The organism is Micromonospora chalcea (assembly GCF_002926165.1).
Taxonomy (GTDB): Bacteria; Actinomycetota; Actinomycetes; order Mycobacteriales; family Micromonosporaceae; genus Micromonospora; species Micromonospora chalcea.
Map to the genome: position 1 here is coordinate 33,775 of NZ_MAGP01000035.1, position 16,655 is coordinate 50,429.

Annotated in this window: 14 protein-coding genes; all 14 read left to right on the plus strand. The window is 73.6% G+C overall.

The window, feature by feature from the left end:
* The first annotated feature begins 184 nt into the window (after positions 1-184).
* The 14 genes from rsmH to BAW75_RS04775 all read left to right on the plus strand — a co-directional run bounded on the left by rsmH (position 185) and on the right by BAW75_RS04775 (position 16,649).
* Positions 185-1,294 carry a 16S rRNA (cytosine(1402)-N(4))-methyltransferase RsmH gene (rsmH, locus tag BAW75_RS04710; protein WP_043331095.1) on the plus strand — a complete coding sequence of 370 codons (1,110 nt, stop codon included), beginning with the start codon at positions 185-187 and terminating at the stop codon, positions 1,292-1,294.
* Positions 1,291-1,872 (plus strand): cell division protein FtsL, encoded by a 582-nt coding sequence (gene ftsL, locus BAW75_RS04715; protein ID WP_104112767.1) that lies wholly within the window; start codon positions 1,291-1,293, stop codon positions 1,870-1,872. The genes rsmH and ftsL overlap by 4 nt, the downstream gene beginning before the upstream one ends.
* Before the next feature lie 3 nt (positions 1,873-1,875).
* On the plus strand, positions 1,876-4,089 hold the full coding sequence (locus BAW75_RS04720) for a peptidoglycan D,D-transpeptidase FtsI family protein (RefSeq protein WP_064445225.1): 2,214 nt from the start codon (positions 1,876-1,878) through the stop codon (positions 4,087-4,089).
* 52 nt (positions 4,090-4,141) lie between these two features.
* On the plus strand, positions 4,142-5,704 hold the full coding sequence (locus tag BAW75_RS04725; RefSeq protein WP_208635187.1) for a UDP-N-acetylmuramoyl-L-alanyl-D-glutamate--2,6-diaminopimelate ligase: 1,563 nt from the start codon (positions 4,142-4,144) through the stop codon (positions 5,702-5,704).
* The gene (locus BAW75_RS04730) at positions 5,701-7,110 is read left to right on the plus strand and encodes a UDP-N-acetylmuramoyl-tripeptide--D-alanyl-D-alanine ligase (protein WP_043329471.1); all 1,410 of its coding nucleotides are present in this window, start codon (positions 5,701-5,703) and stop codon (positions 7,108-7,110) included. Before BAW75_RS04725 ends, BAW75_RS04730 begins: the two co-directional genes overlap by 4 nt.
* A complete protein-coding gene (gene mraY / locus BAW75_RS04735; protein ID WP_043329473.1) occupies positions 7,107-8,234 on the plus strand; it encodes a phospho-N-acetylmuramoyl-pentapeptide-transferase in 1,128 nt (375 codons plus the stop codon). Before BAW75_RS04730 ends, mraY begins: the two co-directional genes overlap by 4 nt.
* 240 nt (positions 8,235-8,474) lie before the next feature.
* Positions 8,475-9,890 (plus strand): FtsW/RodA/SpoVE family cell cycle protein, encoded by a 1,416-nt coding sequence (locus tag BAW75_RS04740; protein ID WP_176722845.1) that lies wholly within the window; start codon positions 8,475-8,477, stop codon positions 9,888-9,890.
* Positions 9,890-10,996 carry an undecaprenyldiphospho-muramoylpentapeptide beta-N-acetylglucosaminyltransferase gene (gene murG / locus BAW75_RS04745; RefSeq protein WP_104112768.1) on the plus strand — a complete coding sequence of 369 codons (1,107 nt, stop codon included), beginning with the start codon at positions 9,890-9,892 and terminating at the stop codon, positions 10,994-10,996. Before BAW75_RS04740 ends, murG begins: the two co-directional genes overlap by 1 nt.
* 31 nt (positions 10,997-11,027) lie before the next feature.
* Positions 11,028-12,506, plus strand: coding sequence for a UDP-N-acetylmuramate--L-alanine ligase (murC, locus tag BAW75_RS04750; RefSeq protein WP_064445228.1), 1,479 nt, complete (start codon positions 11,028-11,030; stop codon positions 12,504-12,506).
* A complete protein-coding gene (locus BAW75_RS04755; protein WP_069089027.1) occupies positions 12,503-13,321 on the plus strand; it encodes a cell division protein FtsQ/DivIB in 819 nt (272 codons plus the stop codon). Before murC ends, BAW75_RS04755 begins: the two co-directional genes overlap by 4 nt.
* Positions 13,322-13,548: 227 nt before the next feature.
* Complete coding sequence (ftsZ, locus tag BAW75_RS04760; RefSeq protein WP_030500246.1) at positions 13,549-14,664, plus strand: cell division protein FtsZ; 1,116 nt, start codon at positions 13,549-13,551, stop codon at positions 14,662-14,664.
* Between the two features lie 9 nt (positions 14,665-14,673).
* A complete protein-coding gene (locus BAW75_RS04765) occupies positions 14,674-15,420 on the plus strand; it encodes a YggS family pyridoxal phosphate-dependent enzyme (RefSeq protein ID WP_030500247.1) in 747 nt (248 codons plus the stop codon).
* Positions 15,421-15,613: 193 nt separating this feature from the next.
* Positions 15,614-16,315 carry a cell division protein SepF gene (locus BAW75_RS04770; RefSeq protein ID WP_043329483.1) on the plus strand — a complete coding sequence of 234 codons (702 nt, stop codon included), beginning with the start codon at positions 15,614-15,616 and terminating at the stop codon, positions 16,313-16,315.
* A 28-nt stretch (positions 16,316-16,343) separates the two neighbouring features.
* Positions 16,344-16,649 (plus strand): YggT family protein, encoded by a 306-nt coding sequence (locus BAW75_RS04775; protein WP_030500249.1) that lies wholly within the window; start codon positions 16,344-16,346, stop codon positions 16,647-16,649.
* Positions 16,650-16,655: the final 6 nt, after the last annotated feature.

Genomic DNA, 16,655 nt, shown 5'->3' on the forward strand with positions numbered 1-16,655 from the left:
ACTGCGAGATCTCCAGCCGCTTTCGAGTTCCTGGCACCCCTTCCCCGGTGCCAGGCGCACGATCCGACACGGAGGGCCGCGGCCTCCGGCGGGCGGGAGCGGATGGGGATCTGGCGGTATGGCGAGGCGTCGTGGCGACGACGGACACGTGACGGAACGGTTGGCGAACGGGGTGGGGGTCGAGATGGGGGAGCTACGCGGCACGCACGTGCCGGTGCTGCTCGAGCGGTGTCTCGAGCTGCTGGCCCCCGCACTGGGCCGGCCCGGTCGCACCGTCCACGTCGACGCCACGCTCGGCCTGGCCGGGCACGCCGAGGCGGTGCTCACGGCGCATCCGGACACGGTGCTGATCGGCCTGGACCGGGACACCGAGGCGCTCGCCCACGCGCGGGTCCGCCTGGCCCGGTTCGCCGACCGGATCCACCTGGAGCACGCCGTCTACGACGAGCTGCCCGAGGTGCTCGACCGGCTCGGTTACCCGGCGATCGACGGGGTGCTGTTCGACCTGGGCGTCTCGTCGCTGCAACTGGACGCGCCCGACCGCGGGTTCGCGTACGCGCAGGACGCGCCGCTGGACATGCGGATGGACCAGACCCGGGGGGTGACCGCCGAGGAGGTGGTCAACACCTACTCCCACCCGGACCTGGCCCGCCTGCTGCGGGTGTACGGCGAGGAGAAGTTCGCCGGGAAGATCGCCTCGGCGATCATCCGGGAACGGGAGCGGGCCCGGATCACGTCGTCGGCCCGGCTGGCCGAGCTGGTCCGGGAGAGCATTCCGGCGCCAGCCCGACGAACTGGCGGACACCCGGCAAAGAGAACGTTTCAGGCTTTACGGATCGAGGTAAACAGAGAACTGGCAGCGCTGGAGACAGCGCTGCCGGCCGCTCTGGACAAGCTCACAGTGGGCGGCCGCATGGTGGTCCTGTCCTACCACTCGCTGGAGGACCGGCTCACCAAGCACGCGCTCGCCGACCGGGTCCGCAGCAAGGGCCCGGTCGACCTCCCGGTCGAACTGCCCGGGTCGGGCCCGACGTTCCGGCTGTTGAGCCGGGGCGCCGAGCTGCCCGGGGAGGCGGAGGTGGCCGCGAACCCGCGCGCCGCCTCGGTGCGGCTGCGGGCAGCGGAACGGCTCGACCCGGAGGCGGCCCGGCAGGGGCGTACCGACCGCGAACGGTACCGCCGCCGGGTGAAGGCGATGCACCAACCGGGGACGGGGTCACCGGGGTCCGGGACGGACCCCGCGTCGGCTCCGGGGGACGGGATCGGGACGGACGAAGAGGGGGAGGGGACATGAACGTCGAGAAGCGCGACGGCCGGGGAGCCGTCGGGCAGCGCGCACCGCGGTCGGGGGGCCGGACCGCGGCGCAGCGCACCACGCGGGCCACGACGGCGACCGACCGCCGGGAGGGCACTCGCGCCCGGGGGGCGCGCGAGTTCCCGACGCAGGGCAGCGCCGCTCTGCGGCCGGCCGAGCGGACCCGGGTCACCGGCACGCCGGCGCCGCGCCTGCGGGTCGCCCCGCCGGCGCCGATCCGGGTGCCCCGGGCGCCTTTCGTCGCACTGATCCTGGTTCTCGTGGTCGGTGGGGTGCTGGGCATCCTGGCCGTCAACACCAAGATCAATGAGAACGCCTTCAAGCTGGAGAGGCTCCAGCAGCAGCAGGCCAAGCTCGACGTGGACGAGCAGGAGCTCAAGAAGGAGATCGCCAACCAGAAGGCACCCGGCAACCTGACCGCCAACGCCCGCAAGCTGGGCCTGGTCGAGTCCGAGGACCCGGCCTACATCCGGCTGCCGGACGGGCAGACCATCGGGGTGCCGCACCCCGCCCAGGGCGCCCCGTCGGTCACCAGCCAGCAGGGCAACGGAGGCTGAGCGGTGCCGCCGAGATCGGAGGATCCGCGCCGGGACGCCACGGGCTCCCGGCGCGGATCGTCGCGGGGGTCGGAGCCGCGCGAGCCGGGTCTCGGCGGGATCTCCGACGCCCGGGCGTACACCCCACGCGGACGGACCGTGCGCGAGGGCGGCGGCGCCGAGCAACGGCGTACCCCCCGCAGCACCCGGTCCGGCGACCCGTTCCGGCCCGCGTTGCAGGTGCTCGACGGCGGCCGGGCCGGGCGTGCCGGCACGCGCGAGCCCACGGGCGACGGCGCCCGGACCGGCCGCCGGGCCACCGCCGCGGGCGGCCGGGCCGGCGTGGTGCGGACCGTCTCGTCCCGGCCGGTGCGGGAGCCGTTCGACGACGAGGAGGACGCGCCGCCGCCGCGCCGCCGGTCCCAGCCGCGCCGTCCCGCCGCCCAGCCGCGCCGACCGGTCCGCAAGCCGCGCCGGCCCCCGCGGCTGGGCGATCCGCGCCGGCGGCTGCGCCTCGGCACGCTGCTGGCGCTGACGTTGTTCGCCAGCATCGGCGTGCGGCTGGTCTACCTCCAGACCGTCGACACCCCGGCGTACGCCGACGGCGGCCTGCCCAACCGGCTCGCCGTGGTCGAGCTGCCGGCCCCGCGCGGGGCGATCCTCGACCGCAACGGTGAGCCGCTGGCGCACAGTGTGGAGGCCCGGTACGTGTTCGCCGACCCGACCCGGGTCAAGGACCGCGCCGCCACCGCACGGGCGCTGTCCCCGTTGCTCGGCGTGCCCGCCTCGGACCTGGCCGAGAAGATGCGCGAGCGCAACCTGCCCGGCACCGACACCCCGTTGCAGTTCGTCTACCTGGCCCGGGGCGTCGAGATCGGCACCGCGAAGCGGATCATGGCGCTCGACCTGGCCGGCATCAACGTGCACCGGGACGAGCGGCGCGAGGTGCCCGGCGGAGACCTGGCCGCGAACCTGCTCGGCTTCGTCGGCCAGGACATGAACGGCCTGGAGGGGCTGGAGGCCAGGTACGACGACGTGCTGCGGGGACAGGCCGGCAAGCGGACCTACGAGGTGGGCCAGGGTGACCTGGCCGCGCCCATCCCGGGCGGCTACAGCCGGACCACCCAGCCGAAGCCGGGCAGCTCGCTGCAACTCACTGTCGACCGGGACCTGCAGTTCATGACGCAGCGGATCCTGGCGAAGCAGACGGAGAAGGTGAAGGGCAGCGTCGGCGCCGCGGTGATCATCGAGATCCCCAGCGGCGAGGTGCTGGCCCAGGCGAGCCAGCCGACGTACGACGCGGCCAACCCCACCAAGGTCACCTCGCCGTCGGACCGGGACGACGCGGCCACCACGTTCGTGGTCGACCCGGGCTCGATCCACAAGGCGATCACGTTCGGCGCGGCGCTCCAGGAGGGCGTGATCACCCCGGACACCGCGTTCCCGGTCGCCAACACCATCGAGCGGGGCGGGGTCACCTTCCGCGACACCCACCCGGTCGACGGCCGCACCATGAGCATCCCCGGCATGCTCGCCTTCTCGTCGAACGTCGGCACGATCGAGATCGGCGAGAAGCTGGGCAAGGAACGGCTCTTCGACTACCAGAAGCGGTTCGGGCTGGGCCAGGTGACAGGCGAGGGCATGCCGGGTGAGGCGGCCGGCCGGCTGCTCCCGCCGGACCAGTGGAGCGGCTCGGCGTACGGGTCGGTGCCGATCGGGCACAGCGTGGACGCCACGCCGCTGCAGATGGCCGCCGCGTACGCGGCCATCGCCAACAACGGCACGTACGTGCAGCCGCACCTGGTCAAGGAGACGATCGGCGCGGACGGCACACGCAGCCCCGCCGCGACGCCGACCACCCGGTCCGTGCTCAGCCCCGCGAACGCGGCCGCGCTGCGCCGGATGATGGAGGCGGTCACCACCGTCGACGGCCCGGAGGGGCAGGCCACCGGGCTGGCCGCCGCTGTGCCCGGCTACCGGGTGGCCGGCAAGACCGGCACCGGGCTGCGCTACGACAACGGCAAGCAGCAGCCCGGTGAGGTCGGCTCGTTCATCGGCATGGCCCCGGCGGAGAACCCCCGGTACGTGGTGGCGGTCTTCGTGTGGAGCCCCGGCGGCGGTGGCGGCGCGGTGGCCGCGCCCGCGTTCCGGGAGATGATGGGCTTCACTCTCCGCCACTACCGGGTGCCGCCGTCGCTGACCAACAAGTCCCCGAAGTTCGAGGTCTTTCCGCGCTGAGCCGGGACGGCGGGACATCATCGGTGAGTGGCGACGAACCACCGGGGCGGCTGTGCGGTCGGAACCGGACGACCGGGTAGGGTCTGACGCCGTGCCCGGCAATCCACGTCCCGCCACCGTGCGTCCCGTACGGCTCGGCGACCTCGCCGCCCGCGTGGCGGTGACTCCGCCGGAGGGGGCCGCCGAGGTGGCTGTCACCGGCGTGACCCACGCCAGCCAGGAGGTCCGCCCCGGCGACCTGTACGCGGCCCTGCCCGGCGCGCGGCGCCACGGCGCGGAGTTCGCCGCCGCCGCCGCCGAGGCGGGCGCGGTGGCCCTGCTCACCGACCCGGCCGGCGTGGCGCTGGCCGCCGGCGCCGGCCTGCCCGTGCTCGTCGTCGACGACCCGCGCGAGGCGCTCGGCGAGGTGGCCGCGACGGTCTACGGCGACCCGACCGCCGGCCTGACCGTGATCGGCGTGACCGGCACCGCCGGCAAGACGTCCACCAGCTACCTGGTCGAGTCCGGGCTGCGCGCCGCCGGGCGCGTCACCGGCCTGATCGGCACCGTGGAGACCCGCCTCGGCGACCTGGTGATCGACAGCGTCCGGACCACCCCGGAGGCCACCGACCTGCACGCCATGCTCGCGGTGGCCCGCGAGCACGGGGTGGACACCGTGGTCATGGAGGTGTCCAGCCACGCCCTGGCGATGGGCCGCGTCGGCGGCGACCGCTTCGACGTCGGCGGCTACACCAACTTCGGCTCCGACCACCTGGACTTCCACGCCGACGAGGCGGACTACTTCGCGGCCAAGGCCCGGCTGTTCGACGGCCGCTGCCGGGTCGAGGTGCTCAACCACGACGACCCGGCGCTGCGCCCGCTGTACAAGCCGGGCACGGTCACCTACTCGGCGGCCGGCGACCCGGACGCCACCTGGTGGGCCGAGGGCATCGACGGCGAGGGGTACGCGCAGCGCTTCACCCTGCACGGGCCGGACGGGCTCGCGCTGCCCACCGGCGTGGCGCTGCCCGGCCGGCACAACGTGGCGAACGCGCTGCTGGCCGTCGCGCTCCTGGTCGCCGTCGGGGTGGACGCGGAGACCGCGGCGCGCGGCGTGGCCGCCTGCGGCGGCGTGCCCGGGCGGCTGGAACTGGTCAGCGGCGACGCCCCGGTACGCGGGGTGGTCGACTACGCGCACAAGGCCAACGCGATCGAGGCGGTGCTGACCGCGCTGCGCGACCTGACCGGCGGCCGGCTGATCTGCGTGCTGGGCGCCGGCGGCGACCGGGACCGGGGCAAGCGGCCGGTGATGGGCGGCGTGGCCGCGCGCGGCGCCGACGTGGTGCTGGTGACCGACGACAACCCGCGGACCGAGGACCCGGCCGCGATCCGGGCCGAGGTGCTGGCCGGCGCGTACGCCGCCGCGACCCCGGCCCGCGTCATCGAGGTGCCCGGGCGGCGGGCGGCGATCGAGGAGGCGGTCCGGGTGGCCGAACCGGGTGACGTGGTGGCGGTGCTGGGCAAGGGCCAGGAACGCGGCCAGGAGATCGGCGGCGAGGTGCTGCCGTTCGACGACCGGGTGGAGCTGGCGGCGGCGCTGCGCGCCCGCTTCGGTGACCTGGTGGGTCAGCGGTGATCCCGCTGACGCTGGCCGAGGTGGCCACCGCCGTCGACGGCCGGCTCGTCGGCGCCGACCCGGACGCCCGGGTCACCGGCACCGTCGAGTTCGACTCCCGCAAGGTGAGCCGGGGCGGCCTGTTCGTGGCCTTCCCCGGCGAGCGGGTGGACGGCCACGACTACGCGGCCGGCGCGATCTCCTCGGGCGCGGTGGCGGTGCTCGGCACCCGGGAGGTGCCGGGCGTGCCGATGGTGCTCGTCGGCGACGCGCTCGACGCGATGGGCCGGCTGGCCCGCGCCGTCGTCGACCGGCTGCCCGGCCTGACCGTGATCGGGCTGACCGGCTCGTCCGGCAAGACCACCACCAAGGACCTGATCGCCCAGGTCGCGGTCCGGCTCGGCCCGACGGTGGCCCCGCCCGGCTCGTTCAACAACGAGCTGGGGCACCCGTACACGGCGCTGCAGGCCACCCCGGAGACCCGCTTCCTGGTGATGGAGAAGGGCGCCCGCGGGGTGGGGCACGTCCGGTACCTGTGCGACGTGGTGCCGCCCCGGATCTCGGTGGTGCTCAACGTCGGCGTGGCGCACCTGGGCGAGTTCGGCTCGGTGGAGGCCATCGCGCTGGCCAAGGGGGAACTGGTCGAGGCGCTGCCCTCCGACGGGCTGGCGGTGCTCAACGCCGACGACCCGCGGGTGGACGCGATGTCGACGCGTACGCAGGCCCGGGTGGTGCGGTACGGCGAGTCGGAGCGCGCCGACGTGCGCGCCGTGGACGTGACGCTCGACGGCCGGGGCCGGCCCTCGTACACGCTTGTCACCCCGGAGGGGAGCGCGCCGGTGCGGCTCGGGCTGACCGGCCGGCACCAGGTCTCCAACTCGCTCGCCGCGGCGGCGGTCGGGCGGGAGCTGGGCCTGCCGCTGCCCGACCTGGCGGCGGCGCTGAACGAGCTGGGCCTGGTCTCCACCCGGCGGATGGACGTCTTCGAGCGCCCCGACGGGGTGACCGTGATCGACGACTCGTACAACGCGAACCCGGCCTCCACCGGCGTGGCGCTGCGGGCGTTGGCCAGCATGCGCGGCGAGGGGCGTACGGTCGCGGTGCTCGGCTACATGGCCGAGCTGGGTGACTTCGAACTTCAGGGGCATCAGCAGGTCGGCCGGCTCGCGGCCGAGCTGGGAGTGGACCGGCTGCTCGTGGTGGGCGAGCCGGCGGCGCCGATCCACGAGGGCGCGACAGCGGTAGGCAATTGGGGAGGAGAGTCGGTGCTGCTCAGCGATCAGGCGGCGGCCGTCGAGGTGCTGCGGAGCGAGCTGCGTCCGGGAGACGTGGTGCTGGTGAAGGGCTCCCGGTACCGGACCTGGGAGGTGGCCGACGCGCTGCGCGCGGACGCCCGCGAGGGTGCGACGGAGGGCGGCGCCGCATGAGGGCGGTCATCGTCGCCATCGGGGTCGCGTTCCTGATCTCGCTGTTCTGCACCCCGATCGCGATCAAGGTGTTCGCCCGGCTGAAGGCCGGCCAGCCGATCCGGTCGAACCTCGGGCTCGCCAGCAACGAGGGCAAGAAGGGCACGCCGACAATGGGCGGCGTGGTCTTCATCCTGGCCACTGTCATCGCGTACGTCGCCGGGCACCTGGCCCTGACCACGCTGCCGGACGCGCAGATCGCCCAGGTCGAGCCGACCATCACGGCGCTGGTGCTGCTGGGGCTGATGGTGTTCTCCGGCGCGGTCGGCTTCATCGACGACTTCCTGAAGGTGCGCAAGCGGCACAGCGGCGGCCTCAACAAGCGGGGCAAGCTGGCCGGGCAGATCCTGGTCGGCGCGGTCTTCGGCGCGGTGGCGGTCTACTTCCCGTCGAGCATGACCGACGCCGGCGGCAACGCGACGAACACCGAGACGGTGGCCAGCACCACGCTGAGCTTCATCCGGGACATCCCGGCGCTGGAGATCGGCAAGATCGGCTCGGTGATCGTCATCATCATGGTGGTCATGGCGGCCACCAACGGCGTCAACCTCACCGACGGCCTGGACGGCCTGGCCACCGGCGCCTCGGTGATGGTGCTCGCGGCGTACGCGCTCATCGCGTTCTGGCAGTACCGGCACTGGTGCGCCGACCCGAACTACACCGAGGCGTACTGCTACACCGTGCGCGATCCGCTGGAGATCGCGCTGATCGCCGGCGCGGCGGCGGGCGCCTGCGTGGGCTTCCTGTGGTGGAACACGTCCCCGGCGCGGATCTTCATGGGTGACACCGGCGCGCTCGGGCTGGGCGGCCTGATCGCCGGCATGGCGATGTCCACCCGCACGATCCTGCTGCTGCCGATCCTGGGCGGCCTGTTCGTGATCATCACGATGTCGGTGGTCATCCAGATCATCTCGTTCCGTACCACCGGCAAGCGGGTGTTCCGGATGTCGCCGTTGCAGCACCACTTCGAGCTGGCCGGCTGGAGCGAGGTCAACATCGTGGTCCGGTTCTGGATCATCGCCGGCATCGGCGTGGCCATCGCGCTGGGCCTGTTCTACAGCGAGTTCCTCGCCGCGGTGAGCTGACGCCCCCGGGTGTAAGGAAGGGCCCCTTATTAACAGACGTCTGTTAATAAGGGGCCCTTCCTTCAGATCCGACACGCCGACCGGGCGGTTGCGCCACGGGCGGGCGGGGCGAGCGGCAATGATGGGCCTGTGGGGGAGGGACGAGACATCCAGGTGACCAGCGACCCGCCGGCCCGCCGTGCGCCGGCGGCCACGCCTCCGGCCGAACCGCCGGCGGCGCGCTGGGATCCGGCCGGTGGGCTGGCCGCGCTGCGTGGCCTGCTGGCCCGGCCGCTGGCCTCGTACTACCTGCTGCTGTCCAGCGTCGGACTGCTGCTGCTGATCGGCCTCACCATGGTCTTCTCCGCGACCAGCGTGAAGGACTTCGCCGAGGGCGGCGACGCGTCCGCGTCGCTGACCAAGCAGGCCGTGTTCGCGGTGATCGGCATCGGCGCGTTCTGGGCCTGCCAGCGGCTGCCCGCGCGCACGTTCCGGGCGGTCAGCCGCCCGGCGCTGGGGGTGGCGGTCGCGCTGCTGCTCCTGCTCAACCTGCTCGTCGCGATGGGCTCGCTGTTCGGGGTGACGTCGATCGGGCCGTTGCGGGCCGAACTCCTCTCACTCTCGCTCGGCCCGATCTCGCTGCAACCGGTCGAGGTGGCGAAGTTCGCGCTGGTGCTGTGGGCGGCGCACGTGCTGGCCCGCAAGGGCGCGGTGCTGGGCTGGTGGAAGGAACTGGCCACGCCGCTGTTCCCGGTGGTGGGCCTGCTGTTCGTGCTGGTCGGCTACAACGACCTGGGCAGCATGCTGTGCCTGCTCGCGCTCGTGGTCGGCATGCTCTGGGCGGCGGGCGTACGGACCCGGGTCTTCGCCGCGCTCACCGCGATCGGCCTGGCCGGCATCGGCCTGCTGGTGGCCGCGGCCTCGCTCGGCGCCGGCTCCGGCTCCCGGGGCGCCGACAACTACCGGCTCGGCCGCCTCACCATGTGGCTCGACCCGCCCTCCCCGCGCACGTGTTTCGAGCAGGAGCTGCCGAACTGCTACCAGCTCGTGCAGGCCCGCTACGCGATCGGCAACGGCGGCTGGTTCGGCGTCGGCCTGGGCCAGAGCTCGCTGAAGTGGAACTGGCTCCCCGAGGCGCACAACGACTTCATCTTCGCCATCGTCGCGGAGGAACTGGGCGTGGTCGGCTGCACCGTGATCCTGGTGCTGTTCGCCGTGCTCGCGTACACCGGGCTGCGCATCGCCCGCCGGGTCGAGGACCCGTTCCGCCGGCTCGCCGCCGCCGGCGTGACCGCCTGGCTGGTCGGCCAGGCGGTCATCAACATCGGTGGCGTGACCGGGCTGCTGCCGCTGACCGGCGTACCGCTGCCGTTCATCTCCGACGGCGGCAGCGCCCTGGTGGTGACGCTCGCCGCGGTCGGCATGCTCGCCTCGTTCGCCCGCGCCGAGCCGGACGCCGCGCGAGCGCTGCATGCCCGTCCGCCCGCCCGATGGGTCCGACTAGTGTGGGCCCCGTTGCCGCCGCTTCCCGGCCGGCGCCGCAAGCCGGCGTCGCCGCCGGCCGACCGAGGGTCCGTGCCCCGGTCCCGGCAGCGGCGGCAGGACGATCAGGCCGCGCCCCGCGGCGCCCGGTCCGACCGGGCGCGCACCGGCGCGGCGAGCGAGAGGAGACGCTGATGGGTCCGCTGCGTTCGGTGGTGCTCTGCGGAGGGGGTACGGGCGGGCACATCTACCCGCTGCTCGCCTTCGCCGACTGCCTGCGCCGACACGACCCGAGCGTCCGGATCACCTGTCTGGGCACACCGAAGGGGCTGGAGAACGAGCTGATCCCGCCGGCCGGCTACGACCTGCGGCAGATCCCGGCGTACCAGCTTCCCCGGTCGGTGAACATGAGCCTGGTGCGTACCCCGGACCGGATGTGGAAGGCGGCCCGCGCCGCGGGCAAGGTGATCGACGAGGTCCAGGCCGACGCCGTGGTCGGCTTCGGCGGGTACGTCTCGGTGCCCGGTTACCTGGCCGCGTGGCGGCGGGAGCTGCCGATCGTCATCCACGAGGTGAACGTGCCGCCGGGCGTGGCGAACCGGCTCGGGATGAAGTTCACCAAGAACGTCGCGGTGGGTTTCCCGCACCAGCCGGCCCAGGCCGAGGCGCTGATCGCCGCCCGGGTGGTGGGCGTGCCGCTGCGCCGGGGCATCGCCGGGCTGGACCGGGCCGCCCTGCGTGACGCCGCCCGCGCCCACTTCGGACTCCGTCCCGACCTGCCGGTGCTCTTCGTCGCCGGTGGCTCGCAGGGCGCCCGCTCGATCAACCTGGCCGTGTCCGGCGCGGCGAAGGAGCTGGCCCGCAACGGCGTGCAGGTGCTGCACGTCATCGGCGCCCGCAACGAGCCGGTCTCGGTGCCCACCGACCTGCCGGTGCCGTACGTCACGCTGCCGTACCTGTCCGAGATGGAGCTGGGCTACGCCGCCGCCGATCTGATGCTGGCCCGGGGCGGCGCGATGACCTGCGCCGAGGTGGCCGCGATCGGACTGCCCACCGTCTACGTGCCCTACCCGCACAGCAACCAGGAGCAGAAGCGCAACGCGCTGCCGGTGGTGGAGGCGGGCGGCGGTCTGCTGGTCGACGACGCCGAGATGACCCCGGCCTGGGTGGAGCGGACGGTGATCCCGCTGATCCGGGACCCGCAGCGGCTCTGGGCGATGAGCCAGGCGGCAGCCGGCTACGGCCGCCGCGACGGCGACGTGGCGCTGCTGAACTTCGTCTACGAGGCGGTGGCCCGCTGATGAGGGAAACCGCGACGGGAAGGTACGTCTGATGAACACCGCGCAGTTCACGCCCGCCGGCACCATGACGGCGGAGGACCTGGGCCGGATCCATCTGATCGGCGTGGGCGGGGTCGGGATGGCCGGGCTGGCCCGGCTGTTCCTCACCCGGGGTCTGCCGGTCTCCGGCAGCGAGCTGCGGGAGTGGCCGTCGCTGGCCGGCCTGCGGGCGCTCGGCGGCACCATCCACTCCACCCACGAGGCGTCCAACCTCGACGGCGTGGACACGGTCGTCTACTCCTCGGCGATCCCGCAGGACCACCTGGAGATGGTGGAGGCGCGCCGGCGGGGCCTGCGGGTGCTGCACCGGTCCGAGGCGCTCGCCGCGGCGATGACCGGCCGCCGTACGGTGGCGGTGGCGGGCACCCACGGCAAGACGTCCACCACCTCGATGGTCACCATGGTGCTCCAGCAGGCCGGCACCGATCCGTCCTTCGTGATCGGCGGCGAGATCTCCGAGGTCGGCTCCGGCGCGCACCACGGGACCGGCGAGCACTTCGTGGTCGAGGCGGACGAGAGCGACCGCTCCTTCCTCATCTACCGCCCGTTCGTGTCGATCATCACGAACATCGAGGCGGATCACCTCAACACCTACGGCGACCTGGCCACGCTGGAGGCGGCGTTCGCCGAGTTCGCCCGGCTCACCGACCCGGCGGGGTTCGTGGTCACCTGCGCCGACGACCCGGGCGGGCGGCGGCTGGCCGAGACACTGCGCGCCGAGGGCCGCCGGGTCTGGACGTACGGCGAGTCCGCCGACGCGGACCTGCGGATGAGCGACGTCGTCTCGTCCGCGCACGGGGTGCGCTACCAGGCCGAGATCGAGGGCCGGGCGTTCGGCGAGTTCCGGCTGCCCGTACCGGGGCGGCACATGGCGCTCAACAGCGCCGCCGCGGTGCTCGCCGCGTACCTGCTGGAGCTGCCGGTCCCGGCGGCGGAGGCCGCGCTCGGCGCGTTCCCCGGCGTGCGGCGCCGCTTCGAGCGCAAGGGCGTCGCCGACGGCGTGCTGGTCTACGACGAGTACGCCTACCACCCGACCTCGATGACATTGGCCCTGCAGACGCTGCGCGAGGTGGCCGGCGACGGCCGGCTGATCGTGGTGTTCCAGCCGTACCGGCTCTACCGGACCCGGGACAACCAGGCGGAGATCGCCGCCGCCCTCGGCATCGCCGACGAGGTGGTGCTGCTGGAGGTGTTCGGCCCCGGCGAGACGCGCCGCCCCGGCGAGGGCTCGGCCGCGCTGATCCAGGACGTGCCGCTGCCGGACGAGCGCAAGGTGTTCGTCGAGGCGTGGGACGACGTGCCGGCCGAGGTGGCCCGCCGGGCCCGGGCCGGCGACGTGGTGGTGACCATGGGCGCGCCGCCGATCTCGCTGATGGGTGACCAGTTGCTCGACGCCCTGCTGGCCCGCTCCGGCGGCACGGGGCTGGACGCCGGCGTCGGCCCGGACGGCGCGGCGGCCACCGCCGGATGAGTCCCGGTCCGGCCCGCGGCCGTACCCCCGGCCCGGACGGCGGAGGTGGCCGGCGCAGCCCGGTGCGGCGCTGGCAGCTCGTGCGGGCCAACGCGGACGCCGTGCCGCCGTCGGCCCGCCGGTTCATGGCCCGGGCCCGGCAGCGGCGGATGCGGGCCGCGCTGCCGTGGGCGGTCGCCGCCGCGGTGCTCGCCGTCGTGGGCCTGGTGGCGTGGACGGTGCTCGGCACCGGCCTGTTCGGCGTACGCGAGGTGCGGGTGGTCGGCGCGCGGCTGGTCACGCCGGTGCAGATCCGCGACGCCGCGGCGGTGCCGGACAACGAGCCGCTGGCCCGGGTGGACCTGGCCGCGACCGCCCGCCGGGTCGGCACGCTGCCGCCGGTGGCCAGCGCCACGGTCGAGCGGGAGTGGCCGGGCACGCTGGTGATCCGGGTGCGGGAGCGCACCGCGGTGGCGGCGGTGCCGCAGGGCGACGGGTTCGTGGTGGTGGACGGCTCGGGCGTGGTCTTCCAGCGCCTGGACCGGGCGCCGGACGGGTTGCCGCTGGTCAAGGTGGCCCGGCCGGGCCCGGACGATCCGGGTACGCGGGCCGGGCTGGCGGTGCTCGCCGCGCTGGGGGAGAAGCTGCGCGCGGAGCTGGTCGCGGTGGACGTGGCCGGCCTGGCCCGGATCACGTTGCAGCTGCGCGGCGAGCGTCAGGTGTTCTGGGGCGACGCCTCCCGGGGCGCGGACAAGTCCACCGTGGCGACCGCGTTGCTGAGCCGCAAGGCGGACCGGATCGACGTCAGCGCGCCGGACGTGGTCACGTTCGAGTGACCCGCGGCTCAGCGAGCGGACGCTGTGTCCCCTGTCGCTCGGTCGCGACACGCCGGAACAGGTCCTTGGCTCCTGGCGCGGCGGCGCATACGTTGCCCCGAAGAGATCAGTGGTTGACATAACTCTAAGCCTCTAGTAGAGGGTGAGGGTTCAGCCGTCGGAGGCCGCTGATCCGGCCAAGCCGTGTGGGGTCGGCCCATGCCAATCTCGAAGGGAAAGGACCGGAGATGACACCTCCGCACAACTACCTGGCGGTCATCAAGGTCGTCGGCATCGGGGGCGGCGGAGTCAACGCCGTCAACCGGATGATCGAGGTTGGGCTCAAGGGCGTCGAGTTCATCGCGATCAACACCGACGCGCAGGCGTTGCTGATGAGCGACGCCGACGTCAAGCTCGACGTGGGCCGGGAGCTGACCCGGGGACTGGGCGCGGGCGCCAACCCGGACGTCGGCAAGAACGCCGCCGAGGACCACCGCGACGAGATCGAAGAGGTCCTCAAGGGCGCCGACATGGTGTTCGTGACCTGCGGCGAGGGCGGCGGCACCGGCACCGGCGGCGCGCCGGTCGTGGCGAACATCGCCCGCAAGCTCGGCGCGCTCACCATCGGCGTGGTGACCCGGCCGTTCTCGTTCGAGGGCAAGCGCCGGCAGGTCCAGGCCGAGGCGGGCATCGAGGAGCTGCGCAACCAGTGCGACACGCTCATCGTGATCCCGAACGACCGGCTGCTCGCGCTCGGTGACCGCAACATCTCCATGATGGACGCGTTCCGCACGGCGGACCAGGTGCTTCTCTCCGGTGTCCAGGGCATCACCGACCTGATCACCACGCCGGGTCTGATCAACCTGGACTTCGCCGACGTGAAGAGCGTGATGAGCGGCGCGGGCAGCGCGCTCATGGGCATCGGCAGCGCCCGGGGCGAGAACCGCGCCGTCGAGGCGGCCGAGGCGGCCATCTCCAGCCCGCTGCTGGAGCAGAGCATGGACGGCGCGCGCGGTGTGCTGCTGTCCATCGCCGGCGGGTCGGACCTCGGCCTGTTCGAGATCAACGACGCGGCGCAGCTGGTCACCGACGCGGCCCACCCGGACGCGAACATCATCTTCGGCGCGGTCATCGACGACGCGCTCGGTGACGAGGTGCGGGTCACCGTGATCGCGGCGGGCTTCGACGGGGGCGCGCCCGCGTACAAGGCGGTCGAGCCGCCGCGCAAGAGCAACCAGAACCCGCCGGCCCAGCCGAACGCGCCGGTGAGCCCGCCGGCCACCATGCCGGCGCCGCAGCAGCCGTCGCGGCGGGTGCTCTTCGACGACGTCGACGTGCCCGACTTCCTCAAGAACGGGTCCTGAGCCGCGCCGATGACGGAGTCACAGACGGCGGTGCGGCCCGAGCGGCGCGCCGAGCTGGCGGCCGGGCTGGCCCGGGTCCGGGCCCGCATCGCCGACGCCTGCGCGGCGGCCGGGCGGCAGCGGGACGCGGTCACCCTGGTCGCGGTGACCAAGACGTACCCGGCGTCGGACGTGGTGGCGCTGGCCGGGCTGGGCGTGACCGACGTCGGGGAGAACCGCGACCAGGAGGCGGCGCCGAAGGCGGAGGCGGTCGCCGACGCCGGCGCCGCGCCGCGCTGGCACTTCATCGGCCAGTTGCAGCGCAACAAGGCCCGGTCGGTGGTCCGGTACGCCGACGTGGTCCAGTCGGTGGACAGCGTCCGGCTGGCCGCCGCGCTGGACGCCGCCGCGGGCGCGGTCCGGGACCGGCCGCTGGACGTGCTGGTGCAGGTGAGCATCGACGGCGACCCGGCCCGGGGCGGGGCACTGCCGGGCGCCGCCGATCCGCAGCGCGGGCTCGACCCGGTCGCTGCGGCGGTGGCCGGCGCGGACGGGCTGCGGCTGGCCGGCCTGATGGCGGTGGCGCCGCTGGGCTGGGAGCCGGACCGGGCGTTCGCCCGGCTGGCCGAGGTGGCGGCGGCGCTACGGGCCGACCATCCGGGCGCCACGGTGCTGTCGGCGGGGATGAGCGGCGACCTGGAAAGCGCGATCGGGCACGGCGCGACACATGTCCGTGTCGGCAGCGCGTTGCTCGGAATGCGCCCTGCGCTGCGGTAGCCTCACCACGACGGAAGCAAATTACATCAGTGTTGTTCAGGACGGCGTCCCCGTAGCCGGGGGCCGTGACGGGCGGACCGCGAACCGCACGTCAGGGGATTGCCGATCCGGTCCGGTGGGCATGATCGTCCACTCGTGATCAAGCGACACGGCACGGGGGCGCGTGCCGCACGGCGGACGGAAGGGCGCGGGGATGGGTGCACTGCGCAAGGCGGGGGTCTGGCTCGGTCTGGTCGAGGAGGACGACGAGCGGGCGTACGAGGACGGTGGCTACGACAAGGGTGGCTACCGTGACTCGTCGCGCTACCGGTCGAGCCGGTACGCCGAGGAGTTCGCCGACGAGGACGACGACGAGGCCGACGAGCCGCCGGCGACGCGGTCCCGCCTCAGCGACCGGGGCCGGCTGTCCGAGCGCGCCTCCAGCCGGTCGGTCGACACCGACCGGGGCGACGTGGAGCGCCCGGAGCGGGTCGAGCGCTCCAGCGTCCGGTCGATCACCCGGTCCTCCGCCGGCGAGACCTCGGGCGCCCTGACCTATCACACGCGGGACAATCTCGCGCTCGCGCCGCAGGCCCAGCCGCGCGAGCGGGAGCGGGTGGCGCCGGAGGACGAGCAGCGCTACCAGATCACCACGCTGCACCCGACCACCTACCGCGAGGCGCGGACCATCGGCGAGCACTTCCGGGACGGCGTACCGGTGATCATCAATCTCACCGAGATGGACGAGGCGGACGCCCGCCGCCTTGTCGACTTCGCCGCCGGGCTCGCGTTCGGCCTGCGCGGTACGATCGAGCGCGTGACCAACCGGGTGTTCCTGCTCTCACCGGCCAACGTCCAGGTCACCGCGGAGGACAAGGCCAAGATCGCTGAGGGCGGCTTCTTCAGCCTGAGCTGACCCACATGACCGAGGGACGTCGCCTGCCGTGTTGTCGATCCTGTTCCAGGTGCTCTACCTGCTGCTGTACATCTTCCTAATTGTCCTTTTGGCGCGATTTGTTATGGGGGCGGTGCTGGCCTATGGTCGCCGCTGGCAACCGGGCCGGGGAGCGTCGGCGGGACTGGAAGTCGTGTGGAGCGTCACTGATCCGCCCCTGCGAGCGTTGAGGCGTGTGATCCCGCCACTGCGAATTGGTACCGTGAGCATCGACCTGGCCTCCCTTGTGCTCCTGGTTATCCTGTTCGTGCTGATGGAGTTCGTGTTTAGGCGCCTGATCTTCGCGTTTGCCTGACCAGAG

Coding starts and splice junctions, on each gene's coding strand:
- rsmH (WP_043331095.1), top strand. CDS start 185: ATGGGGGAGCTACGCGGCACGCACGTGCCGGTGCTGCTCGAGCGGTGT.
- ftsL (WP_104112767.1), top strand. CDS start 1,291: ATGAACGTCGAGAAGCGCGACGGCCGGGGAGCCGTCGGGCAGCGCGCA.
- mraY (WP_043329473.1), top strand. CDS start 7,107: ATGAGGGCGGTCATCGTCGCCATCGGGGTCGCGTTCCTGATCTCGCTG.
- murG (WP_104112768.1), top strand. CDS start 9,890: ATGGGTCCGCTGCGTTCGGTGGTGCTCTGCGGAGGGGGTACGGGCGGG.
- murC (WP_064445228.1), top strand. CDS start 11,028: ATGAACACCGCGCAGTTCACGCCCGCCGGCACCATGACGGCGGAGGAC.
- BAW75_RS04755 (WP_069089027.1), top strand. CDS start 12,503: ATGAGTCCCGGTCCGGCCCGCGGCCGTACCCCCGGCCCGGACGGCGGA.
- ftsZ (WP_030500246.1), top strand. CDS start 13,549: ATGACACCTCCGCACAACTACCTGGCGGTCATCAAGGTCGTCGGCATC.
- BAW75_RS04765 (WP_030500247.1), top strand. CDS start 14,674: ATGACGGAGTCACAGACGGCGGTGCGGCCCGAGCGGCGCGCCGAGCTG.
- BAW75_RS04770 (WP_043329483.1), top strand. CDS start 15,614: ATGGGTGCACTGCGCAAGGCGGGGGTCTGGCTCGGTCTGGTCGAGGAG.